The 24,295-nt window shown below is 44.2% G+C and carries 17 protein-coding genes; 7 read left to right on the forward strand and 10 right to left on the reverse strand.

Annotation, left to right across the window (positions count from 1 at the left end; translation table 11 throughout):
* Positions 1-13 precede the first annotated feature (13 nt).
* The 3 genes from LEP1GSC194_RS02960 to LEP1GSC194_RS02970 form a co-directional block, all read right to left on the reverse strand.
* Positions 14-700, reverse strand: a complete 687-nt coding sequence (locus LEP1GSC194_RS02960; protein WP_020772258.1) for a hypothetical protein — start codon at positions 698-700, stop codon at positions 14-16.
* A 75-nt stretch (positions 701-775) separates the two neighbouring features.
* Positions 776-5,272 carry a glutamate synthase large subunit gene (gene gltB, locus LEP1GSC194_RS02965; RefSeq protein ID WP_020772244.1) on the reverse strand — a complete coding sequence of 1,499 codons (4,497 nt, stop codon included), beginning with the start codon at positions 5,270-5,272 and terminating at the stop codon, positions 776-778.
* Between the two features lie 521 nt (positions 5,273-5,793).
* Positions 5,794-7,110 carry a hypothetical protein gene (locus tag LEP1GSC194_RS02970; protein WP_020772253.1) on the reverse strand — a complete coding sequence of 439 codons (1,317 nt, stop codon included), beginning with the start codon at positions 7,108-7,110 and terminating at the stop codon, positions 5,794-5,796.
* Positions 7,111-7,515: 405 nt separating this feature from the next.
* Between LEP1GSC194_RS02970 and LEP1GSC194_RS02980 the strand changes: the two genes are divergently transcribed.
* On the forward strand, positions 7,516-7,782 hold the full coding sequence (locus LEP1GSC194_RS02980) for a DUF2442 domain-containing protein (RefSeq protein WP_021064412.1): 267 nt from the start codon (positions 7,516-7,518) through the stop codon (positions 7,780-7,782).
* A gap of 108 nt (positions 7,783-7,890) precedes the next feature.
* Here the strand turns inward: LEP1GSC194_RS02980 and LEP1GSC194_RS02985 are convergent, their stop codons facing one another.
* A complete protein-coding gene (locus LEP1GSC194_RS02985; protein WP_021064420.1) occupies positions 7,891-8,112 on the reverse strand; it encodes a hypothetical protein in 222 nt (73 codons plus the stop codon).
* Between the two features lie 391 nt (positions 8,113-8,503).
* Between LEP1GSC194_RS02985 and ispG the strand changes: the two genes are divergently transcribed.
* Positions 8,504-10,498 carry a (E)-4-hydroxy-3-methylbut-2-enyl-diphosphate synthase gene (gene ispG / locus LEP1GSC194_RS02995; protein ID WP_020772242.1) on the forward strand — a complete coding sequence of 665 codons (1,995 nt, stop codon included), beginning with the start codon at positions 8,504-8,506 and terminating at the stop codon, positions 10,496-10,498.
* Between the two features lie 12 nt (positions 10,499-10,510).
* On the opposite strand, the gene LEP1GSC194_RS03000 is transcribed toward ispG, so the two are convergent.
* Positions 10,511-11,554, reverse strand: coding sequence for an MBL fold metallo-hydrolase (locus LEP1GSC194_RS03000; RefSeq protein ID WP_017809962.1), 1,044 nt, complete (start codon positions 11,552-11,554; stop codon positions 10,511-10,513).
* A gap of 517 nt (positions 11,555-12,071) precedes the next feature.
* Here LEP1GSC194_RS03000 and LEP1GSC194_RS03005 point away from each other — a divergent pair.
* The 3 genes from LEP1GSC194_RS03005 to LEP1GSC194_RS03015 are packed head-to-tail and all read left to right on the forward strand — an operon-like array spanning position 12,072 to position 15,413.
* A complete protein-coding gene (locus LEP1GSC194_RS03005) occupies positions 12,072-13,871 on the forward strand; it encodes an adenylate/guanylate cyclase domain-containing protein (RefSeq protein WP_020772227.1) in 1,800 nt (599 codons plus the stop codon).
* A 4-nt stretch (positions 13,872-13,875) separates the two neighbouring features.
* Entirely contained in the window at positions 13,876-15,111 is a 1,236-nt protein-coding gene (locus tag LEP1GSC194_RS03010) for a FecR family protein (RefSeq protein WP_020772269.1), read from the forward strand.
* Positions 15,111-15,413: a hypothetical protein gene (locus LEP1GSC194_RS03015; RefSeq protein ID WP_021064414.1), complete on the forward strand. Its 303-nt coding sequence runs from the start codon at positions 15,111-15,113 to the stop codon at positions 15,411-15,413. The genes LEP1GSC194_RS03010 and LEP1GSC194_RS03015 overlap by 1 nt, the downstream gene beginning before the upstream one ends.
* Positions 15,414-15,485: 72 nt before the next feature.
* Here LEP1GSC194_RS03015 and LEP1GSC194_RS03020 read toward each other — a convergent pair whose 3' ends face one another.
* The 5 genes from LEP1GSC194_RS03020 to LEP1GSC194_RS03040 all read right to left on the reverse strand — a co-directional run bounded on the left by LEP1GSC194_RS03020 (position 15,486) and on the right by LEP1GSC194_RS03040 (position 19,550).
* Complete coding sequence (locus tag LEP1GSC194_RS03020) at positions 15,486-15,674, reverse strand: hypothetical protein (protein ID WP_020772232.1); 189 nt, start codon at positions 15,672-15,674, stop codon at positions 15,486-15,488.
* Positions 15,671-16,462: a pentapeptide repeat-containing protein gene (locus LEP1GSC194_RS03025; protein ID WP_020772262.1), complete on the reverse strand. Its 792-nt coding sequence runs from the start codon at positions 16,460-16,462 to the stop codon at positions 15,671-15,673. The genes LEP1GSC194_RS03020 and LEP1GSC194_RS03025 overlap by 4 nt, the downstream gene beginning before the upstream one ends.
* A 58-nt stretch (positions 16,463-16,520) precedes the next feature.
* The gene (rpmE, locus tag LEP1GSC194_RS03030) at positions 16,521-16,724 is read right to left on the reverse strand and encodes a 50S ribosomal protein L31 (RefSeq protein WP_020772265.1); all 204 of its coding nucleotides are present in this window, start codon (positions 16,722-16,724) and stop codon (positions 16,521-16,523) included.
* A gap of 20 nt (positions 16,725-16,744) precedes the next feature.
* Complete coding sequence (gene rho, locus LEP1GSC194_RS03035; protein ID WP_020772276.1) at positions 16,745-18,199, reverse strand: transcription termination factor Rho; 1,455 nt, start codon at positions 18,197-18,199, stop codon at positions 16,745-16,747.
* A gap of 145 nt (positions 18,200-18,344) precedes the next feature.
* Entirely contained in the window at positions 18,345-19,550 is a 1,206-nt protein-coding gene (locus tag LEP1GSC194_RS03040) for a CBS domain-containing protein (RefSeq protein WP_020772263.1), read from the reverse strand.
* 205 nt (positions 19,551-19,755) lie between these two features.
* Between LEP1GSC194_RS03040 and LEP1GSC194_RS03045 the strand changes: the two genes are divergently transcribed.
* Positions 19,756-23,205: a TPR end-of-group domain-containing protein gene (locus LEP1GSC194_RS03045; RefSeq protein WP_020772283.1), complete on the forward strand. Its 3,450-nt coding sequence runs from the start codon at positions 19,756-19,758 to the stop codon at positions 23,203-23,205.
* Positions 23,206-23,213: 8 nt separating this feature from the next.
* A complete protein-coding gene (locus LEP1GSC194_RS03050) occupies positions 23,214-24,245 on the forward strand; it encodes an LVIVD repeat-containing protein (RefSeq protein WP_020772246.1) in 1,032 nt (343 codons plus the stop codon).
* Positions 24,246-24,295 lie beyond the last annotated feature (50 nt).

The raw sequence follows: 24,295 nt of genomic DNA on the forward strand, positions 1-24,295 counted from the left end.
TTATTCCAAAATCCTAAAATATTGCCTTCGGAAAATACTGTTTCACATATTTATCCTCATGACCCGTGTATGCGCATTCCCCCACTCTTGGAGAATTTACAAGAGGCAAAAGTATATCCTCTCCTTCCTCTTCAACACATTCATGATCTTGAATACAAGATTTGCATAAAAGACCCGACCCGTTATGGATACAAAACGGACAAATCAGTACCGCTTTATTTTCGCAGTGAGAACATTTAAAATCAATGTCCTTATTTCTAAATACTATTTTAATATCCGTTTCGTCTTCGTCTTCGATTTCATCGATTAAAGATAAAAATAATTCCGTGGATGATCCGAAATCGTATACGTAATCCACTTTCAAACCTTTTCTAAAAACTTGTCCGATTTTTTTCTCCATTTCAATATCGTCGTTACGCCCCTTGGCAAAGGCGCTTAAATGACCGCAACATTCAACCCATATATCTTTTATGAACGAATCTATTTTTTCTAAGGAAATATCGGGTTTTGCTTTAATTACGAGCCAATACTCGGGGCTATATTTTCCCTCAATGAGCAAAAGCATATGACGAGAGGATTTATCCTTCTTCGATTTGTTTTTACCGTCGCATTTTGAGATATGTGCTTTTATGGAGGCGGAATTTTTCGGTATTTCTTTATTACAATACGCGCATATTCCGTTGGTTTTCATTTTTTTCATGGACTACCTCGTTCTTTTTAGGGAATTTTTCGGCAAGTCGTTTTTCGTAGCAATACTCATTCAATTTTTGTAATGTTATTTCGGAACGACCTTCACGAAATGATTCTTGTTCCCTTCAAAGTCCTTCAAGATTCCTTCCGAAAGATCAGATCCGGTCAGTTTGGAATGTTCGCCAATCAGGTTTTTGATGATCTCGTAATCTCCTTGTTCCAGATCAACGGTTTTCACGTATTCCTTGTTCAGAAGCGGTTGAATATCCCACCCTTTTTGGAAAAAATACGCAACTCCTCCGGTCATACCGGCCCCCATATTCTTGCCGACGCTTCCGAGACAAACGATGGTTCCGCTGGTCATGTATTCGAGGAAGTGATCTCCCGCTCCGCCTACGACCGCATCCGCTCCCGAGTTACGAACCCCGAAACGTTCCCCCGCTCTTCCGGAACAAAAAAGTTTTCCGGAAGTCGCACCGTAAAGACAGGTGTTTCCTATGATCGTATTCTCATACGCCTTGAATTTGGATTTGCGGTGTTTTTTGATCACGATCACGCCGCCGCAAAGCCCTTTACCGACGTAGTCGTTTGCGTCTCCGTGTAAAGTAATCTGAACCCCTTTGACGAGCCAAGCTCCCAAAGATTGTCCCGCCGTTCCTTCCAAAATGATTTCCAGTTTTCCGGGCAATCCCTTGGATCCGTATTTTCTCGCGATCAGTCCGGAGATCTTCGCACCCACGGTGCGGTTCGTATTACGCACCAAGTACGAAAGCGCCATAGAAGATTTTCCTTCCAACGCTTTTTCCGCGTCCTTGATGATACGATCGTCCAAAACTTCTCCGATCGGTTCCTTACGGATCGATCTGTCTTTTTTCTGTTTTGAAGAATCATAAAACAAAGGCAAACGAACCAGGATCGGATTGAGATCGAGTGAATCCAAACGATCCCGATCGTAACGGGTGATTTGTTTTAAAAGGTCGGTTCTTCCGATAATTTCGTCGATGGATCTGAATCCGAGTTCCGCGAGATGTTCTCTCACTTCGAGTGCAAGGCAAGTGAAGAGGTTCACGAGTTGATCCGGAGAACCTTTGTATTTCGCGCGGAACTTGATGTCCTGAGTCGCGATTCCCGTAGGACAGTTGTTCAAGTGGCATTTTCTCGCCATGATACAACCAAGTGCGACGAGCGACGCCGTTCCCACACCGTATTCTTCCGCGCCCAAACAAGCGGCGATGATCACGTCTCTTCCGGAAACGATTCCACCGTCCGTTCTGAGAACCACTCTGTCTCTGAGTCCGTTCATTACTAAAACTTGATGTGTTTCGGAAAGACCGAGTTCCCAAGGAGAACCCGCATACTTGATCGAAGTGATCGGAGCCGCACCGGTTCCACCTACGTGACCCGAAATCAAGATCACGTCCGCGTTTGCTTTTGCAACCCCGGCGGCGATCGTTCCCACTCCGGCTTCGGATACGAGTTTGACCGACACTTGCGCCTTGTGATTCGCCATCTTCAAATCGTAGATGAGCTGTGATAAATCTTCGATCGAATAGATATCGTGATGAGGAGGAGGAGAAATCAAATCGATTCCCATCGGAGTATGACGGTTGGTCGCGATCTCCTCGTTGTTCTTCTTACCGGGAAGCTGACCGCCCTCTCCCGGTTTTGCACCTTGTGCGATTTTGATTTCGATCTCCGTCGCCGAGTTCAAATACTCGGAAGTAACGCCGAATCTTCCGGAAGCGATCTGCTTGATGGAAGAATTCGCAAGGTCTCCGTTTTCGTTCACTACGTAACGAGAAGGATTTTCTCCGCCTTCTCCGGAAGAAGACTTAGCGCCTAACCGGTTCATGGCGATCGCAAGATCCGTATGCGCTTCGATCGACAACGCGCCGTGAGACATCCCCGGAGTTAAGAAACGTTTTTGAATTTCGGTAACGGTTTCCACTTCTTCGATCGGGATTGATTTTCTGGCAACAAAGTCGAACAGATCTCGGATGTTGATCGGATCGCTTTCCTTGAGAATCTTAGTCGCTTCTTTGAAAGCTTCGTAGTCGTTATCGACCGCGGCCTTTCTTAAAAACTTAACGACTCTAGGGGACCAACGGTGAGGTTGATCGTCTTTTTCGGAGATAAAGTCTTCCGGATTGATCTCTTTGTAAAATGCTTGTTCGTGGTTTCTGAGAATGTTCTGCTCGATCCCGCCGATTCCGATTCCGGAAATTCGGGAATACGTTCCCGGAAAATATTTGGAAACGAGAGTTCTGGAAAGACCGATCGCTTCGAACACTTGTCCGCCCACGTACGAGGAAAGAATGGAGATCCCCATCTTGGACATGATTTTTAAAAGTCCGTCGTCGGTTCCGTAGCGATAGTTTCCGCAGATCGTGTGGAATTCAGGGCGAGTTCCTTCTTCGGAATCGAATTCTCCCTTTTCCCAAAGGTCGAATAACGTGTCCCAGATGAGATAACTGTTCACGCCCGAAGCGCCGTAACCGAGCAACACGGCCACATTATGAATTTCGAATGCGGACCCGGTCTCGACGAGAATCGAAACCGCGGAACGGGTTTTGTTCCGGATGAGATGGTTGTGAACCGCCGCAACCGCGAGTTCCATCGGGATCGGCGCTCTTTCTTTCGAAAGTCTTTTATCGGAAAGAACGAGGATATTCGTTCCCGACTTAGCCGCCTGCAAGGCCTGTTCGAGGAGAGCTTCGAGCGCTTTCTCAAGATAGTTGCTATTCGAATTGGATCCCGCATCCAAATGCGCTTCGAAGGTTGCGTCTAACGTGAGAATTTTGTACGGTTTTCCGTCCATCTCGCGGATTCTTTTCAGATCCAGATTGGTGAGATACGGATGAGAAAGAACCAGACAGTTCTGAGGTTTTTCGTCTCCGAACAGGTTCATCTTTTTTACAAGACGAGTGTAAAGAGAGGTCACGCCTTTTTCACGGATGTAATCGATCGGAGGATTGGTAACCTGAGCGAATCTCTGACGGAAGTAAGTGTAAAGACCGATTCGGGAAAGCATCAGGATCGACAAAGGAGTATCGTCTCCCATGGAACTGATCGCTTCTTTTCCCTGACTTGCCTGAGGTTTGATCACCGATTTTTGTTTGAACGGAGAATACGCAAACAACACCTGTCTTCTTCTCAGATCGTCGCCTTTATAGGTGATCGTATCATTCATGGAAGAATCGAGATCTTGGTTGAGATACGATACGTTTTCTTTGGACCATTCTCTGTAGTCGTATTTCTTTTCGAAAAGAGAATTGATATCTTCGTTGTAATAGAGTTTTTTCTCTTTGAGATTGATCCCGATCATTTCTCCGGGACCAAGTCGTCCTTTTTTAGTCACGACTTCTTCGTCCACTTGAACGAGTCCGGCTTCGGAACCCATAATCAAAAGACCGTCTTCGGTAACCGCGTAACGAGCCGGACGAAGACCGTTTCGGTCGAGAGCGCCCCCGATCCAGTCGCCTTCCGCGAACGCAAGCGCGGCGGGACCGTCCCAAGGCTCTATTAGAGTATTATTATATTCGTAAAAACTTTTCAACTCTTCCGACATCGTGAGGTTTTTGGACCAAGCGTTCGGAACGAGCATCGCTTTCGCCTGCAACACGTCTTTACCGGAACGAACGATCGCTTCCATCGCGTTGTCCAAACTCGCGGAGTCGCTCATATGAGGGCGGATGATCGGGTGAATTTCCTTTTGATATTCTCCCCATTTTTTGCATTCGAGTTCTTCCTCGCGCGCGAGCATCCAAATTCTGTTTCCGGCGATCGTATTGATTTCTCCGTTGTGTGCGAGAATCCGGAACGGCTGAGCGAGAGCCCAAGACGGGAACGTGTTCGTGGAATATCTTTGGTGAAAGATACAATACGGAGAAACCATATCTGGCGAGTTCAAGTCCTCGTAAAACTGAGAAACCTGATTTCCGTTAAAAAGACCTTTGAATACGATTCTTTCCGAGGAAAGAGAACAGATATAAAGATCTCCCGCGAGAGAATGACGATCCGCATCCCTCATCAATTTTTTCTGAATTAAAAACAACTTGGTTTCAAAGTCGTCGTTCGACATTCCTTCCGGTTTACCGATGAGAACCTGTTCGATCTGAGGTCTGGATTGATTGGCCTTGGGTCCGAGAACTTCCGGATTTACGGGAACGTATCTCCATGCATAAAGTTTAAAGTTAAATTCCATGAGAGCGGACTCGACCAGACTACGGCACATGTCCTGTTTATCGATGTCTTCTCTCGGAAGAAAAATCATCCCGACACCGATGGAATCCTCGTCCGGTCTTCGATGACCCATGTCTTCGATGTAAGTAGCAAACAACTTCTTAGGAATCTGAATCATGATACCGGCCCCGTCTCCGGTAACCATATCCGCATCCACGGCTCCTCGATGTGTCAGGCAGGCGACCGCCTTAAGTCCCATAGATACGATTCTGTGGCTATTTTCTCCCTGAAAGGAAGCAACAAATCCCACTCCGCAGTTATCATGTTCGAAAGACTTCTCATAAAGTCCGTTTTCTTCCAGATATCTTTGAAGTTGTAATTGTTCTTTTAGATCATTCATCTGCCGAGATCCCTCATCATCCGATTTCCCTGGTTTACATAAGGCGTGGGGCGCCCCTGGCTGAAATTTCAGCAAAATTCTCCAGCTAAAGCCAATAAATTGAGAGTTGCGTAAATTGAAAACATTCTTTTAAAAGATAGGATTGAAATAAAGAATCGGCCGAACGAGCGGGTTCTTTTAGTTTTCGGCTCTACAATTTTGAAAAAGTAAAATTCAATTTTTCAAAAAACTAAAGTTCGATCGTCCGACGAGTCGTAAAATTCTTACCCCTTCTTCCCCCTTCGCGTTCAAGTATAACACGTCTCAAAACTCGATCCATCTATAAACGTGGCCGATTTAGATTCGTAAACCTACTGCGAATCTAAAAAATAAATCTCCACGACTTAGACTCTTCGTAAATCGTTTGCGACGTTTATCTTGACTACCTTTTGCCCGAACTTTAAGCAAAGTCGCCGAATCAAAGCAAGGTTAGTAAAATTGAAGAAAGAATTTCGTGTGAAGTAGGAAAGGAGAATCGGAGCTCAGAGTTTTTGAATCACGGGAAGAAAGAGGTCGGAAAGTTTTTTTCTTTGAGTCGCATCCGGAATTCTCGTAAAAAGTTGATCCAATTTTTGACGCAGAGAAGAAGTATCCGGATATTCCTCGAAGATTTTGAGAATATGAGGCCAGGCTTTTTTCACGAGTTCTTCCATTCCGGCGGCTTTGGAGGTAACAAAGGCTTTTTCCAGACCGGCTCTGAGTTCCGCAAAGGTGCGAGTGAGATCCAAGATCTTCCAAAGTCTCGTATCTTTCAAACCGATTCGGGAAGAAATCGAAGAGAGGATCGTGTTCCAATCCACGGGTTCGTTTTTCATTTCCTTCAACACGAACGAATGGAGTTGAACGAGAGCGCTGAGTTCGGGCGGAAGAGTCATCACCCATTTTTTATAAGCGTCCGGTTGTGCTTCTTTTTGAAACTGTCGAACACGGTTTACACTTTCCATATATTTGGAAAACGGAATATTCACGGGAGGTTCTTCCGGTTCGACCGGAGGTTCGAAAGATTCTTCCTCTTGAAACGTCGGTTCTTCAAATCCTCCGAATTGAAGATCTTCGACTTCGGTTAACAATTCTTCGTTGCCGCCGACCGCCAAGTTGTTAACCGCTTCCTCTTCGTCCAATTCCTCCTTTTTCAATACGAGAGGATCGCCTGAAAATTCGGAGCCGAATCTTTCCACAAGTTCCGTAAGGATCAATTTCTCCGCAGGTTTCCTCAAAGGTGTAGGCGGCGGAGCCGGGGCTCTAACGGGGCTTGAAGCATTTTCTTCGTTCGACTTTGGTGTTTCCCCAAAAGAAGAGGCGGAAGGTTCGAGATCTTTTCCGGTCGCGTCGTCCCGAAGAACGACGTAACCGTCCATTCCGATAAACCTTTTTCCGGGAGGAACCAAAACACCGATCGTTTCCACGATCTCTTCGCCAATGCGGGAATATTTTTTCTTTCTCGGCTTATCTATATTCGCCTTTTCTTGTTCGATGAGTTTGTTTTGAATTCCGGCGTGCGTGTTCATGAAGTTTTTCGTCATAAACGCGGAAAGATCCGCTTGGGACATGCCTAGAAATTCCGCGAACTTAGGCAGATGATCGAAGAACTGTTCCGTTTTTTGAATGTTGTTTACGATATAAGAGCGCAGCTTTTGTTTGAGGGCTTCCTGATCGGTCGGAGAAATCTTTTTTGCGGAGATAAGCCCGTTAAAAAGTTGAATATGTGTATGAAAATAACTTAAGAATTCTCCGTAAGCGGTCAGTTCAAATTCACCGTGGGAATTTTGTTCTATGATCTTTTTATCATTTCCTGACATACAATCGATTTCGGATTTGTATCCGGAGAACGAACCTAAATTTATCGGCTTCGTTCGTTTGATTGGTCAGTTTTCGTCCCGTTTTCAGGAATTCAAGATAAATTGGGAGTTCCCGCGTTTCCGGCGACGAGGATCACAGTTTGTTGTGGGAACTCCCACGTTTTTAGTAGCGAGTGAATAGGAATTAGGGATTAGGGCTTTACGACCTCGAAAAAAAGATTGGGCGAATCCGGCCCTGGCGCAGCGATTCATAGAGAGCGACGCCTTGAGTTTTTTGGCCGGACCGCGCTTTCAGCTCCAATCAACAAATTGATAGATCGCTCTAAAAGCGAAATTTTTCGTCATTCCAATTTGTTGATTCCGCTTCAATCGCTTTCGCAAAAGATCGATTTTTAGAGGTTTACCATGAGTTCCACAGTCAGAGATAACATTCTGTCCAATGTTCCCGCTACAAAAGTTTGGGTAAAAGATAGGATGATTTATCTTGAACTTTCCGACGGTCGAGTCATTGGCTTTCCTGCGGATCGGTTTAAACTTTTAAAAGCCGCCACGGATTTTGACCTCCGGGAAGTTAAACTGGAGTTAGACGGATACGCACTAAGATGGGACAATCTTGACGAAGATCTAACGGTTCAAGGAATCATTGAAGGCCGATTTCAACTTTCATTGTAAAACTAAAATCTCACAAAGTCGTTTATAAAAAAACCTAACTTAAATAGCCAATCTCAAAACTTCGTTTCTATTTGACGCGGTTTACCCAAAATTCCTATTACAAACGATTTAAGCGAAAACGTTTCCCGACTTTAAGGAAAGAATTCTATATCTCAGGAAAGTATTGCAGGTCGCCTCTTCCGTATAACGAACCAGATCGTAATCGGGTCTCGTAGAACGAAAGAAATTGGAATACGACAGCCTTTCCGAAATTTCTTTTTGGATATGCGCCCTCGCCTCGGTTCTTCGAAAGTATTCGGAAGGAATGATCACTTCGTTCTTATAGGACAAAATATTGCCCCGATAAATGGCGACCGTGACCCGGATTCGATACGTCTCGGTTGGTTTTAATGCGGTAAAATCCATAAAACAATTTTTTCAGGGATGTGTTTGTATATATCGGAGTCGAGAAGCGCGGAATCAAATCCGTTCGGCAAAAATACGATCCGGAAACGAATAAAATTCGTGCCGTTATGGATAAAATCGGAAAAATTTTGACCCTGACATCTATTCACTATTCACTGACATCTAAAATGTGGGAACTCCCGCGTTTTGTGAAACTAAAACGTCTCATTCCCTAAATGCCGACCCGTCACCTGAGTTTACATGGGTCGTTCGATGGGTTTGGGAAAAACTTTTAAGAAAAGGGGAATTCTAGTTCAAAACGGAATTCTAAACCAGAATGAATTTTAGATACAATCACACGCCTTTCGGTTATAAAAGAAGAAAGACCAGAGAAGTCAAAGTGGGAGATGTGAAAGTCGGAGGCGCCAATCCGATCGTCATCCAATCCATGATCAACAGCGATACGACCGACACGTTCGGATCGGTAAAACAAATTCTCGAACTGGAACGCGCGGGTTGTGAAATCGTAAGGCTTACCGTACCTTCTCAGGCGGACGCCGACAACCTTCCTTCGATCCGACAAGAACTGAAAAAAGCGGGAAGTAAGGTTCCTCTCGTAGCGGACATTCATTTTACTCCGAGTGTCGCGATGAAAGCCATCGAGTATGTGGAAAAAGTAAGAATCAATCCGGGCAACTTTGCGGATAAGAAAAAATTCGCGGTAAGAGATTATACGGACTCGCAGTACGAGGACGAGTTGGGAAGAATTTCCGAAGTGTTTATTCCGCTCGTTCAACGTTGTAAGGAACTCGGAGTGGCGATGAGAATCGGAACCAATCACGGTTCTCTTTCCGACCGAATTATGAATCGATACGGAGACACACCGCAGGGAATGGTGGAGTCCGCGCTCGAATTTATCAGGATCGCCGAAAGTTTAAGTTATTATGATATTATTGTAAGCATGAAAGCCTCCAATCCTCAGGTGATGGTTCAGGCTTACAGAATGCTCGCCGCAAGATTCGACGAACTGAAAATGGATTACCCCCTTCACTTGGGAGTCACCGAAGCGGGAGACGGCAAGGACGGCAGAATCAAATCCGCGATCGGAATCGGTTCTCTTCTCGAAGACGGCCTCGGAGATACGATTCGAGTTTCCCTCACGGAAGATCCGGTTTTGGAAGTTCCCGTCGCGAAACTTCTCGCGGACAAATACAACGAAAGAATCCCAAGCTCCGAATCGGCAAAGGGTTATTCCGAATTTAGAAATCCATTCGTTTATGAAAGATTTTACAGCAGTCCAATCAACATCGGAAAGTTCGAAGCGGGAGAAAATCATCCCGTACGAGTGGAAACCGTTTTGCCGTTTGAAAATTCAAACTCATTCTTAGCGAACGTCGCAAGACTTTATCAGTACGGAAAATCCCTTTCGATCGAGCCGGAAAGTATCTTGGTCGATTCCCCGTCGCCGGATCGACTGGAGGAAATTGCCAAAGCGGCGGCGACTCTTGAAATTCCGGTGGGAATTCTTTTGGCAAAAAACGTTTCTTTGAACGAAAAACTCCAAAAAGAATTGAAACGATTTCCTAAAATCGCGTTCGATCCGTTTCTTCAATTTCAAGACGGAGAAGAGATGTTGTCCTTTTTAAAAGAAAGACAACACGCAGGGCTTTATACGGAAATACATACGAGCGCCGAAAAAACAGAATCCCTTAAGGGACTTCCGGACACGTTAACCGAAAGAGGAATCAGAAACGTTCTGTTTTCGATCGAATCGAAGGAGATTCTTTACGATTACAGAAAACTCGGAAACATTCTCAGCCGCCACGAATTCCCGATTCTTCTTCACGGTTCTTTTTCCAATCCGGAAGAAGCGTTATACGATTCCGCGATCGGTATCGGAGGACTTCTCATCGACGGGATCGGAGATCTGGTCCGAATCAAAACCCCGGAGATAAAGGACGTCGAAGAAACATTCCAACTTTCTTACGATCTTTTACAGGGAACCAGACTTCGTTTAACAAAAACGGAATACATTTCCTGTCCCTCCTGCGGAAGAACCCTCTTTGACCTTCAGGAAACCACCGCAAGAATCAAGTCCAGAACCGGGCATCTCAAGGGCGTAAAAATCGCTGTGATGGGTTGTATCGTAAACGGTCCGGGCGAAATGGCGGACGCTGATTTCGGTTACGTGGGCGCGGGACCGGGTAAGGTTCATCTCTATCGAGGAAAAGAAATCGTCATGAAAAACGTTCCGAGCGAGATCGCGGACGAAAAACTCGTGGAACTCATCAAAAACCACGGACTTTGGCAGGAAATTTCTCCCAAGATTTAAGAACTTCCAATTCTATAAATCGACGATTTCACCCACGGTCCAAACCTTAAGAGGAGGAGCCGAATCTTTTTTTTCGGAATGTAGTTTCTTCAGATAAAGAGGGGCCTCGGAAGGACGATCGTCTCCGAGTGCAAAGGTTCCCCAATGAACCGGAAGTAGAAGAGAAGAACGAAGGATATCGCTTGCTTCCAAAGCCTCTTTCGGTCCGATATGAGCGGGCTCCATAAACCATCTCGGCTTGAACGCTCCGATCGGAAGTAAGGTCGCGGAAAAACCCTGCGGGAAACGTTTTCCGATTTCGGAGAAGTGTTTTGAAAATCCGGTGTCGCCTCCGAAGTATATTCTAATATTCTCAAATTCGAACGTATAACTTCCCCAGTGATATTGATTCATATCGGCGAGTCCCATTCTGCTCCAGTGTTTGGCGGGAAGAAAATGAATTTTGGTTCCAGCGTATTCGGAAACGGTCCACCATTCTTGGATGACGGCGTTCTCAAAACCTTCGTCCTTTGCAAATTCTCCCATTCCGGAAGGAAGATGAACCGTAACTTCCGGAAACGATTTCTGAATCCTTTTGACGGAATCGATATCCAGATGATCCCTGTGCGCGTGACTGATCGCTACGATGTCCACTCCCGGAAGATTTTCGGGTTCGATCGGAAGTTCCGTAAGTCGCTTAACAAAAGGAGGAACTCCCGTAAAAATCGGATCGGTGAGAATGTGCATTCTTTTTCCGTGAAAATTGGCCGCAATCCAGACGGTTGCGTGTCCGAGCCAGATGATTCTCACCTTACCTGGCGGCGCGAGAAAATCCTCTTTTGTTCTCGGAATCACGTCCGGAATTTTTTCCACGTCCCCTTCCACCGTAGGCGGATCGACCGGTCCTAAAACTTTCCAGCGAAGAACGGAAAAGAAACTTTTATTCAACCTTTCGTCTTCTTCGATATTGTGGTATTTTCCGTTTTGGAAATGAGAAGAACGGATTCTTTCCGGATCGACCGGAAAACAAGTCTGAAAGAAAAATAGAATCGTTAGGCAAAATAGGAAATGTTTCATGAAGTTGAATGTACCGTTCAAGCCCGAGTTTTTCAGCAGGTTTCGGAGTTCCGGTTTTGGCAGAATTTCATTTTGATTCGTTTAGACAAATCGTTTCCCGAAAAATCCAGTCGGAAATAAGGTTAAGATTTTACCGGAATTTCGAGTTCATCCCAAAACCCTTGCACAGGAGTTCCCACGTTTCCGATGTCAAAAGCGCTACTTACTTTTTTTGTTTCAAATCCCCATCCTTCGCTTTGAAACAAACGCAAAATCATCACATTTAAGAAATCTTGTTATAAATTGGGCCCTTGACGCTACATAAAAGACAAAATCAACTTTAAACCGGCAAGTTCCTGATTTGTAAATTTAACTTTTTATTATAAAACGAAAAACCGAAATCAAAAATTACAAACCGCTCGGTCCCGAACTTACTCAATCCGATCCATACAACGGAATGTGCAAAATAGTGTTGTTTTATAGGTTCTACTAAATTAGATAGACTCATTATCGTGCAACCAAACTCGAACGGAACGTTATGAATTCATTGCTCAATTTGTACAACTGGAATATTCGCCAAAAATTAATGGTGATCATCTCATTCATCATTCTTGTTTCTTTAGGAACAATCATCGCTCTCGCTACGTATTTTTTTAAATCGGACAACGAGGTTCGTATCAAGGAAAACAACTTGAAACTGACCGATGTCATCAGTCAAAAAGTACGTTCGGACATAGCTTCGTTGACAAAACGTTCTCTGCTTCTCGCGCGGTCCGTTGTGGGTTCGGAAGAATCGAACGACATTCTTCAAAACGACGAGGACATTTTTTATCTGAAAATTTTCAGAAAGGAAGGATCCGACTACGTCGGTGTTAAGCGAATCGTCAACGAAACCGCTCTCAAAGACTTCAAGATTTCCCCGGACAACGCGGACAAAATCGTACGAAAACATTTAAGCGGACGGAAAAAAGCCCAGATCGGAAAACCTCTCGTTTTCAACGTTTCTCCCGATTTTCGCAAACCGGTGTTATATCTTTCCATCGTTCTCGGAGACGGGGTCAATTCTGCCGTACTCGTTTCCCTGGTAAAAATGGATTCCATATTAGATTCTTTTAAAACGTCCGGAATCACTCAGTTTTTTCTCGTAGGCGGGGACGGAAAACTGATCGCACATTCCGATTCGAAACTGATTCTGGAACCGACCGACCTCGGCGACGATCCGATCGTTAAAAATTTATTGGAAAGTTCCATCAGCAACGGACAGACTCGTTACAAGGGAAAAGACGATCAATTTTATCTGGGCTCCTTTAGAAGAATCGGATACGCGGGTCTCGGTGTAATTTCCAGCACTTCGGAAAAAAAGGCCTTCGAAGAAGTTTATAATATTCAGAAAAGAAACATCTATCTGATGATCGTAATCCTAAACGTTTCGATCCTAATCGTATTCTTTTATTCCAGAAGACTCACAAGACCGATTCTTAAACTCGTAGACGCGTCCAAGCAGATCGAACAGGGAAACTTTCACATCGATCTAAAACCGGAATCGGGGGACGAAATCGGAACACTCACTTCCTCCTTTGTGGAAATGGGAAAAGGTTTGTCCGATCGGGATAAGATGAAGGACGCGTTCGGTAAGTTCGTCAACAAAGACATCGCCGAAATGGTTCTCAAAGGAGAAGTCAAACTCGGAGGGGACAAACGAGAGTGTGTGATTTTATTCTCCGATATCCGTAGTTTCACTTCCATCTCGGAAAAGATAGAACCGGAACTCGTTGTCGAATTTTTAAATCAATATTTTACGGCGATGGTCAAGTGTGTTAACGAAAACGGCGGCAGCGTCAACAAATACATCGGAGACGCGATCATGGCGGTTTGGGGAGAATTGGAACATACGCATTCCGACACCGAAAAAGCGATCGTCGCCGCGCTCGATATGCGTAAGAGTTTGATTCAATTCAATAAAGGACGCGGAACCGACAAAAAACCGAAAATCCTAATCGGAATCGGAATCAACACGGGAGAAGTCATCGCGGGACAGATCGGTTCCGAGGATAGACTGGAATACACGGTCATCGGAGATACCGTGAACCTCGCTTCAAGAGTGGAATCTTTAACAAAAGTATTCGGAGCCGATATCTTAATTACCGGAAATTCTTACGAAAAAACGAAAGGGATCTTCAACGTGGAAAAACTAAAACCGATCCAAGTGAAGGGAAAAAAATCCCTGCAAACCATCTACGCGGTTTTGGGACATTCCAAGGATAAAAACTGTCCTAAAAATCTGAAGGAACTCCGAAAACAAATCGGCATCGATTTCAAACCGGGCGGAGCTAAATAAGAATATGAAAGATCGATTTCTTTCCGGCGACAAGCCGATTCTGTTTCTTCTTCTATTCAATATCGTCGCGTTCACGGGTATATTCTTATATGATTATACTCGATACGGCTACCAAGGTTCGCAAAAAGTAATCGGAAGTATTCTTTATAAATCCAAAACGATCCAAAGAAAATACGATTCCGAAGTGGTCTGGAAAGAAATCGAAATCGGAAACTCGATCCAAAACAGGGATACAATTTCAACCTCCGAAGATTCTCAGGCAAAAATCATACTTTTGGACGGAAGCGAGATTATGATCGCGGAAAATTCCATGATCTTTATCGATTATCTGGACAATCGGGCAAGTTTGGAAATTTCCTCCGGCGGTCTGCAAATTACGAGAAAATCGGACAATAAGGAAACTTCTCTTGGAATTCGTTCGGGCGACGGAGTTCTAAAACTCGTGGAAGGAACCGTAAACGTAGAAAAAAAGAAGAACCAAAAAACCCTGGATTATGCGGTTCTTTCGGGCGCCGTAAAAGCGGATCCCAACAATCCGTTTCCGATGTTGCCTAAAAAATCCTTGGACGGATTCGAGAAATTATTTCCCGTAGCGGCGAGTATTCAAACCGCCGAAACTCTCCAAGCGGGAACAGCCGCAAATTCGAGTTCATCGAATAACACGGGTTCAACGGGTTCCTCCGAGACGACAAATACATCCGCAGTCAATTCCGGTTCTTCGAATGTTTCTTCCGGAGCTGCATCCCGTTCCAATTCGTCCCATGGAAGTTCGAACAACGGAACCCAAGAGACCGTCGGATCCAACACGACTCTTGATACGAACTCAAATTCGGGAAGTACGGCGGCAAACGCGGGAAATGGAAATACCGGCTTTCATACAAAGTCCGGTTTGAAAACCGAACGAACCAACGACGGTTCTCCTACGGGGAACAATACCTCGTCTTCCCGGCAGAACGAAGGCAATTTTAGACCCGGTTACGATCCGGGAGATTATATTAAAAAACCAAAATACGAACATAAGGCACAAGAAAAATCCGATCCGACCGCCTCCCAAAATAAAACGGAATTTAAGGATGCAGCGTCGACTCAAACGCCAACCAAGAGCGGCAATCGGTCCTCGGAAGTAAAAAAACAAAAACCTTCCAGAGAATGGACGGCCGAAGAACTACTTCGACAAGAAAAGGAAAAACGTAGAAGAGAAAGAGAGGATAAGGAACAAAGAGAATTCTTACGGATGTAATGAGCAATCCATTGTTTTATATGTATGATTGGATTCCATCTCATGAACTGAACACGTTGGATCTTTCCGAGTTGGAATATCTTGAACAAAATTTAGTCGATGAATGCGAACGATTAGAAAAGGAATTCAATGTCTTTTTCGCCGTTTACAAAAAAGGAACGTTGGCAAAACCGAAAGGTCTTTGTACTACATTCAAATTTGCGAAATTAGATCAGGATACCTGCAATCTTATCGATGATTTCGAACACAAACTGGGAAAACGAATTCTCGTCGCCTATGCAAAACCCTTAGAACGATGGTGAATTTTCGCGGATTTTTTTTAATCATTTATAAATGCAAAAATCCGTTTTTACGGGGAAAGCAAAATGGAAACGTTATGCCGGAACCACGTCGGCAGGCGTAAGAGATTCGATGTTGTGGGTAAATCCTTCCTTATCGTAAAAGAGAACCACTAATCTATCGTTTTCGAAAGAAATCACTTCTACGATCGAATTGGTATGAACGAAAATACCGTTGTGAAGAAAAGTACGTTTGATGATTTTAACCTTGTCGCCCGGTTTCATTCCGCCTCTTTGTTGAGATAAAGATCTTTTCCTTCTTTTTTCATAACGCCAAAGAGATGAATTTGTTTTTGATCCAGACGGGTTCCGATATCGTAGATCGCGTCGGTAAAATCCGCGCCTTCCACGTTAGCTCCGGCGAGTTTGGCCCAACGAAGATCGGCGCCTTTGAAGTTCGCGTTTTTCAGATCCGCGTTGTTTAAAAAAGAACCTCTGAGTTTCGCACCTTCAAAATTAGCGCCCACAAAGGAAGAATTTTGTAGGAACGCGTGTCCCAGATTGGCGCCGGAAAAATCCACTCCGTCTAAATTCTGTTTTTCTAATATAATACTGGAAAGGTCTTCTCCTTTCAGAGAACCTTTTTCTTTGAGAATTTCGAGGGCTTTCCCCGCGGTGATTCTTTTTTCTTTCGGAACTCCGGCGCCGCTTTCGTAATCTTTCACGGCTTGCAAAAGCGCTGCGACTGCGGACTCGGGATAATTCTTTCTACGTTCCGGAAATTCGAACATCGTTTCGATGTCTACGGGACGGACCGATTTGAGCTGTTCGATCGTTTTGCCCTTGGCGAACTCGGTAGCCATCGCGAGGGCGACGATTCCAAAACCGCAGCCGGTTGTCGTATAACTTGCGTCCGTGACTTTTTCGGAGGAATCGATTTTGAGATAAATGCGATAACCGTCCCCGCAGCCTACGTTCCTATAATTGGAAACGACGGTCGCGTCCTCCATTTCACGGTAGTTGACTCGATCGTCGTTGATTTGTTTGTACCGTGCGAAGTCCATTACACTCATGAAATTTCTCCTGCCCGGTGTTTAGACGGCATAAAAAGGAAGAAGAGTCCGCAAACTCTCACTGCATCTTGTATTTTTTCTTGAACTTGTCCACCCTACCCGTCGTATCCACAAGTTTGGATTTTCCGGTAAAGAACGGGTGACAAGCGGAACAAATTTCGATGTTGATATCGCCGATGGAAGTTCTGGTTTCGTAAACGGTTCCACAAGACGCGCAACTGATTTTAGCAGTTTTATAGTTTGGATGAATTCCAGTTTTCATAGTTTCCCTTTTTTTAGCGGTTACTGGGTGTTCATGCTGGCTAAAAAGGCGTCGTTCGTCTTAGAAAGCCTCATTTTTTCCAGCAATAGTTCCATGCTTTCCGTGATACTCATAGGAGAAAGTACTTTTCGCAGAACGAACACTTTCTGAAGGACGTCTTTGGTAATCAGAAGTTCTTCCTTACGAGTTCCCGATTTGTTGATATCGATGGCGGGGAAAATCCGCTTGTCGGAAAGTTTCCGATCCAGGTGGATTTCCATGTTACCGGTTCCTTTGAATTCTTCAAAGATCACTTCGTCCATTTTAGAACCGGTGTCGATCAAAGCGGTGGCGATGATCGTCAAAGAACCGCCCTCTTCTATGTTTCTCGCGGCTCCGAAAAAACGTTTCGGTTTGTGAAGAGCATTGGAGTCCACACCGCCGGAAAGAATTTTACCGGAAGTCGGGATCACCTGGTTATAAGCTCTCGCTAAACGAGTGATCGAATCCAAAAGAATGACCACGTCTTTTCCGTGTTCTACGAGACGTTTGGCCTTTTCGATGACCATCTCCGCGACCTGAACGTGTCTTTGCGCCGGTTCGTCGAAGGTGGAAGAAACGACTTCGCCGCGAACGTGACGGGCCATGTCGGTCACTTCTTCCGGACGTTCGTCGATGAGAAGTACGATCAAAGTACATTCGGGATGATTGGATGTGATCGCGTTTGCGATATTCTGCATGAGGATCGTCTTACCGGTTCTAGGCGGAGCGACGATCAAAGCCCTCTGACCTTTTCCGATCGGACACATGAGGTCCAAAATTCTAGTATCAAGCATGGACGGATCGTATTCCATCTTGAGTCTTTCGTTCGGATAAAGAGGAGTTAAGTTGTCGAAAAGAGCGCGTTTACCCGCGACATCCGGAGTATAACCGTTGACCGTTTCCACACGGAGCATGGCAAAGAATCGCTCGGATTCTTTCGGAGGACGGATCTGGCCCTCCACCGTATCCCCGGTTCGAAGACCGAAAAGTTTAATCTGAGAAGGAGAAACATAGATATCGTCCGGACCCGGAACGTAGTTATAATCGGGAGATCTTAAAAATCCGTAGCCGTCGGGAAGTTTTTCCATCACTCCGGCCGCATGCACCTGACCGTCTCTTTCGGCCTGTGCTTGGAGAATCGCGAAGATTAAATTTTGTTTTTTAAGCCCGCCCGTATTCTCTACTCCGAGACCTTTGGCGGCTTCGATCAAATCGGCGATTGCCTTTTTTTTGAGCTCTACGAGATCGATGGGAGCCGGAGTCGGACCATCATAGCCGCCCCGTTTGCGTTTGCGGGAACGATGATCTGAATTTTCGGAGGAATCGAAATCCTGAGATTCCTGGCTGGCGCTTTCTTCTTCGAACGAATCGCCGGTTTCGGAGTCGTTTTGATTGTTGTGGCTATGATTGGAATGTTGGTGTCTACTTTTACTGTCTCGTCTTGCTGTTGCCATATTAGGAGCTACTTGAGTTTTAAAAAGGGGAAGGATTCGCCTTTTTGAGATTTTATTTTTGAGAATACAGAGTGGAGAAGAGATCGGTTAGATCGGCTCTAATCATGAGATAACGGACGCAAGCGGAAGTTGTCAACGAAATTATTCAGCGAGACTTTCTTTTTTTTGCGGCGGGTTTGGAAGAACTCGCTTTAGAAGAAGAATTCTTCTTGGAAAGAGAATTCGGTTTCACTGCGTTCTTATCCGATTTCTTACTGGAAGCGGAAACTTGTTTTGAGGCGATTTTCGTTGTCTTAGGACTTTGTTTTTTCAGACCGGAAGGTTCCGCATTTTTAGGTTCCGCTGCCGATTTCTCTTCGGGAGAAGCGGCGGAAATCGTCTTTTTACGAGGAATGGGATTTTCTTTAGAAAGTGCGTAACGATTTTGTAAGTCCAAAAATTTGATTCTATTTTGAAGAGTGGTGCGAGGAACTCCGAGTTGGAGGGCCGTATGCGAAATATTGTCTTGGTTGGCCTTTAAAGAATGAAAGATAAACGCGCTTTCGATTTCTTTGAGCATCGTTTCCAAAGGAAGCTTTTGAAAGAACGCGTCTTGAACGGACGGAAATTCCAACCCGCTTTCGTCCTGACGACCCAAAACGGCCCGAGGAGTGACGAAGTGATAGAGATACCCCGCGATCTTGGAATCTTGTTTGAGTACGATGATTCTCACATTACACTCAAGTTCGGTCCGATAGGTTTGTAGGGAAAAGGGTAGGTTTCCGTCTAATCGCAGTTCGTTGGACTTCAAGTAATCCGCCAAAAGATTTTTACTCATTTCCTTGAGCAACCGTTCCGCCTGAAGGATCGAATCCCGAAAGTATTTTTTGGGGAGAATGTTCTGTTCGAACGTTTCGTTGTAAAAGACGGAATTACCCTCCAAATCCGTGGCCAAAAGTCCGTCGGGGAAATTTTGAAGTATAAGTTCCATAAACCAAAAACGAGAACTCAGTTCTTGTTCCTGTTTTTTTTCGGAAGACGACGACACGGGCGGCTTTTGCGCAACGGCAAGTTTACTTAAACCGGCGAGGAGCTGAACCTTATCCCATTCTTCTTTTTTTTCGCCCGTTTTAAATAGAACCGGAATCGATTTTTGTCTCTGAAAATATTGAAAGAAGGATTCAGGCATTGTAGTTTCCAGAAATGATTCCGGAAGTTGCGAATATTCCCTTTCGGACGAACTCAGGTCGGCCATTTCCATCTGAATCAGTTTGCGGGATAAAAGCCCGATCAGTTCCCCCGACTCGTCCACAACCGGAAGATGGGTCGTCGGCGTGAGAAGAAAGTATTTATAAATGGCTTCTATTTTCATGCAGGACGATTTTTCCAAATGCCGATTTCACGTCAGAATACTTTTATTTTCGGTCGGTCAGAAAATTCCTCTCTTTTTTGGAGTGTGGTAGGTTAAAACTAAGAAAGGATGTCCAAACCGAGCCGCTCGTTCCCAATAAAAAGTGATACGACTTTTTTTGCGCGGTCTGTTATTCTATCAAACGCTTTCGACAAAACGACACTTTATGATTTTCAGACCGGCAGATTTCCGTAAAGAAACAATTCCCGAATATTATACGCACTACTTGGAAAGATTACAGAACTACGACTTTGAAGGGGCGATGAATCTCCTTGAAGAAATTTTCAAAGACGAGCGAAATCAAAAGAAAAAAGGAAAACCCGCGGACCATTTGCGCGAAGAGCGCGGAGAAAAGGATCGCAGTCTTTATGAATTGTTTCAAGAAATGATTCGGCAGTTTCATTTTGCGGAATCGTTGCCTGACAGAGTCGATCGAATCTTGAAAACGTTGGAAGAGAGTCTAACGGAAGAAAATCTACGATCTCATCGATTCAAACCGTTCAACGGATTTCTTTTCAAAATGTCCGACGACGAATTTTGCAGCGCGACCTTGGATTCGATTCATTTCGATTCGGAGAACGGAAAAACGTCCCGTGTGTTCGGACTCAATCACGAAATCATCCGATATACCGATTCGTACCCTTCGGGAGAAAGTTCGGAGGACGAAGAAGAAACAAGTTCCGAAGCCTACGATTTTATTTACGCACTCGAAGAAGGGGAATATCCGATTTCCTATTTGGGAGAAACGATCCCAGGAAAGGATCTTCACGTTCATATCAAACTCCTTCTTTTTGCGAAGATGATCCGTGAAATCGTCGAAGAACTTTTGTTAGACGAACGATTTGCGAAATTCCCGAAAGCGTTTCCGTTTTACGTGCTCGTCAACTCGGAGGATTGTTACGATTATACACAGGAAAGGTTTCTACTCGAAATTCTTCCAACGATCGAATTGGAATCCCTTCGGGACAATCCGCATTTCACGTTGTATGAAACGTCGTCTCAAGTTGAAAATTACTCTTCCGTAACGGACGAATTTTTATTTTCGGTCGAATTTCTAAATCAACCGAAATCGAAAGAATTTCAGAACCTACTCGAAATCGCGGATTCCAATCCTGAATTCAAAACCTTCCTGGAAAAGTCCGCCCTTGTTTTACTACATTCTAACAACGACGATGAAGAATTCTCCGATTCGGATTTTGAGGAAGATTGGAACGACGGGAAATTTTCGGACGATAATAAATTACTTAAGGAAAAGATAAAGGATTTCACTCCTCAGGAGTTCGTATGTTTCTTCTGGAAACTTGCGGAGGTAAATCCATCCCATTTGGAAAACGCAGTAAACTTTCAGAACGAGGTTTTTTCCCTTTCCCCTCCGGAACTAACGGATTTATACGAGAAAGCGATTCCGAATATTCAAAATTTTTCATATAATTTACTGCAATCCTACCTGGAAATTCCGGAGAACCGCAAGGAAAAATTTCGTCCCGCCTTCGAGAGCGCGCTGGATCGTATGAAAACACTTCCACATCCCGCGTTTAAAATTCGCGCTATGGAAATCGAAGCCCGCCTGAGATCGAATCGGTTCGAGGATGAAAACCCTCTCTATTTAGATCCTCCGGATGAATTGATTGATCTGATGATAGAACTGATTCGTTGTATGCCCGAAGAGTTTCCTTGGTTCGGAGAATCCTGGGATTTTATCTTCGAAGAGCGGCTTCTTCCTTTGGGAAAAAAAGCCAAAAGGGCGGTTCCCGCCGTGATCAAAGTGATGGAAAGATACGACTACGAGGACGCAACGCGGAATCTTGCCCCGGTTTTGTACGAGATCGGATGCGAAGACATTCCGCCTCTCGTTCACGAGCTGCACAAAGAAAACGAATTTTACATGGAAGAATTCTACGATCGATGGGCCGGACAAGCTCCCGCGATTCGTTGGTCTCATCTTTCGGATCGATTTCAACATTTTCCGGAAGACTTCGCGCGCTCGGAAACCTGGGAGGATCTTCTTTACGACAGCGAACCCGGATTTTCCTTATATTATGAAAACATTGAAAAGGAAACTCGCATCTTTTCTTTCCTTTTGACGGCGTTAAAAAACGATCCGAAGGATATTTTAAGACGATTCGCCCTTTTTTATTCCGAAAAAAAAGGAAAGACCGCGAAAAAAAATCGCGGACGGTTTTTTCAAATCGTCTCCGACATGACGGAGCTTCTGAACCTTCTCAAGCCGCATATAAAATTGAACCGGGAACAGAAATTCGCACTGGAATGCGGCGTTTCCGCAAAGGCGATCGAATCGTTTTTATACGAAAAACCGGATACGTTGGATCTTTTGGACCGAACGTTATCCGAAATTTCTAAAAATCCTCTATTATTCTTTTTGAAAGTAAATTATCTGGAAAAGAAAAAAGGAATCAAACAAGCCTTGGAAGAGCTGAGACTCGCCCTTCCGATTTTGTGGGAGGACGATCTTGTCGTAACAAAGGCGTTCTTTTTGTATCTGTTGTTTCCCGATCAAAACTGGGAGCGGATTTCCTTCGGTAAATTATACGCCTTTTACAAAAAGGTCCGAACGGCGTTTCAGGATCTGTTTTTTGCGGACGGAAAATTCATCGCCGATTTAAACTCCTTTAAAACGGACCTGTTTTCAGATATTTTAAAAAAGGAATATTCAAAAATTGAAATAGAGTTTCAAAAAACGTGGATTAAAAATCAAACGGAAGAATACGAAACTCTGGAAAAATTGGATTCCCTTCCCGAAAACGAACTGGTTTTATTCTTAAAACCCGGAAACTTATCCCTCAATCTTTCGATCGCTTCCAAACTTCTTAAAAATTCCGAAAACTTTTCCAAGGAACTTTTACAACTTTTGGAATGGGAAACGGAAGAAGTTTCCGTCCTTCAAATCCTAAAATTGTTTTATCAAAATCCGGTCTTAAAGGAAGAACTCTTTCAAAATCCGATTTTTCAAAAACACCTCGCGTTCTTTATCAAGGAATACGAGGACGTTTCCCCCAAGGAACTCGCAAAATCCGTCTTTTCCAAATTTAGGGAAATTCGAAATTCTTCCGTAATCGTGGAAGCGGTAAAGGATTTGGATCGGGATACGATCGTATATTGTTTTCTTTCCGTTTATTGGGCTTTTCAAAACGAAAATAAATTGAACGAACTGGAATCGATTACCGATCAAATTCTTAAAAAATCGGATTCTAAAAAGCCGGAATACGTTTTGATCGCGGCGAATTTGGGAGTTTTACAGACGGAAATCGGAGATTTAGACAAGGCGAAACAAACATTCGATTCCCTCTTTTCCATGGACTGGAGCCGTTTCGATTATCAAAAGGACGAGACTTCGAGTTTTATGGATAAAATCTTCGGAGAAGATTTGGACGAACAATATTCCAAAATCTTTAAGAAGTATTTCGCTCTCGCCAAGTTCAACGCCGCTTGTTTGTATTCGAGACTGGGAGACGCAGAAACGAGCGTTTCTTATCTGAAAGAAGCGATCCGTCTCGATCCGGACGTTTACGACAAACAAAAGATCCTTTCCGAAAAGGATTTTTTAAACCTCGCGGACCTCGAGATATATCAAGAATTTCTAAACTCTTTAAACTAAGGATCAATATGTCGCGCTTTCATTTGGAACTTTTAAAAAGAATCACTCTGAAAGGAGCCGATCGATTTGTCATCCACAAAGGTCATGCGTTCGTATGCGGCTTGTACGGCGAAACTCGGGGAATTCATATTCTAAATCTTGAAAATCCGGAAGAACCGGATCAGGTCCGTTCCGTTCGGTTTCGAAACGCGATCGGAAACGTTTTCGTTCAGGACAACACGTTGTATGCAACCGAAAACGGTAGGGCGATTCACAAATTCGATCTGGAAGATATTACGGATCCTCAACTCGTCGATTCCTTCGTATTGTTAGGCTACGATCTTTACGATATGAGGATTATCGGTGATTACGCGTTTCTTGCGATGAATTGGGACGGTATCGGCGTAGTCGATTTGAATTTGCCGGACGAAATCCAACCCGTTCAAAAACAAAAAGTGGAAAAGGGATATGTGGAACGTTTGGTTCCGTTCGGTGAAAATCTGCTATTTACGAGCGGCTCCGATGATCCGTTTTTATACGAGATTTCGTTCGTAAACGGCTCCCTAAATATCGTGGAAAAAAGGGAATTTACGGATTTTAATCCTTCCAAAGTTTTCTACTGTCGGGACGAAGTCGTTTTGTACGGTAAATTTAAAAAGGGGAAAAAGGAAATCAACGCGATTTCCGTCCTGAACGCCGCCTTTCAACCGTTAGGCGAACCGATCCGATTGGAGCGCCCTCCGAACCTTTGTTTTTCCCTCTCCAACGGAAATATTCTTTTCGGTTTCGATTATTCGTACGTAATTTTGGATAAAACACGAGGGACGATCATTCCTTTATTTGCACAGTTCGAACAAGACGGCTCGAAGCAATACGTTGAAATTTCAAACGATTCAAATCGAATCGCCTCGGACGTGAGTTACGATGCAAATATCAAACGAACTTGTATGGATTCCCTGAAATGCGCTTATAAACAGGATAACTTTTTTTTCGCAATCCACGGAGATGATTTTATTTCCTTTCGAATCGGAGAAGATTCCTTGTTTCAAAATATCATATAAATTGAATGTTATATGAAACGATGACATTCATTTTGGAGTTTACGCGCATC

This window comes from Leptospira alstonii serovar Sichuan str. 79601 (genome assembly GCF_000347175.1).
GTDB lineage: Bacteria > Spirochaetota > Leptospiria > Leptospirales > Leptospiraceae > Leptospira > Leptospira alstonii.